The organism is Microvirga sp. P4_G7 (genome assembly GCF_056401005.1).
Genome location: NZ_JBFUKD010001178.1, coordinates 1 through 557, shown reverse-complemented (window position 1 = coordinate 557; position 557 = coordinate 1). Strand labels below are relative to the sequence as shown.

Sequence of the window (557 nt, the reverse complement as noted above, 5' to 3'; positions counted from 1 at the left end):
GCGCGTACGTCGCTTCGACGCGGGCAATCGCGTCGTCGAGAGACATGCTTTCGCGCTCGATATCGAGGTCCGATAGCGGAGGATCGAGCGAGCGCAATTGCCCCAAAAGCGCCGTGCGGGCGCGCTCGTAAACGGCGCGGCGCATATGCGGCGATTGTTCAGACAGGCCTTCGACGGCGCGGGCAATAAGTGGGTAATAATCAGCCATTGTTMTTGGGATGGCCCGGAGAGGGGCCGACGTCAACCCTCAAAGGGATTCTTGACGAGGATAGTATCCTCCCGTTCCGGCGAGGTGGAGAGCACCGAAACTGGCGCGCCGATCAATTCCTCGATGCGGCGGACATATTTGATCGCCTGCGCTGGAAGCTCGGCCCAGGAGCGAGCTCCCGCTGTCGAACCGCTCCACCCTTCCATTTCTTCGAAAATCGGCTCGACGCGTGCCTGTGCGCCCTGGCTCGCGGGGAAATAATCCAGCGTCTCGCCGTCGAGCCGGTAGCCGACGCCGATCTTGATTGTCTTGAACCCATCGAGAATGTCGAGCTTGGTCAGAGCAATGC

General features: G+C 61.0%; 1 protein-coding gene and 1 pseudogene. Both read right to left on the bottom strand.

All coding sequences use genetic code 11. From position 1 onward, the window contains the following. Positions 1–208, bottom strand: a pseudogene (locus AC1DT3_RS23745) (histidine kinase); the annotation flags it as partial. Between the two features lie 32 nt (positions 209–240). Further along, on the bottom strand, positions 241–557 hold a 317-nt coding region (locus tag AC1DT3_RS23740), incomplete at its 5' end, for an adenylosuccinate synthetase (protein ID WP_477467597.1).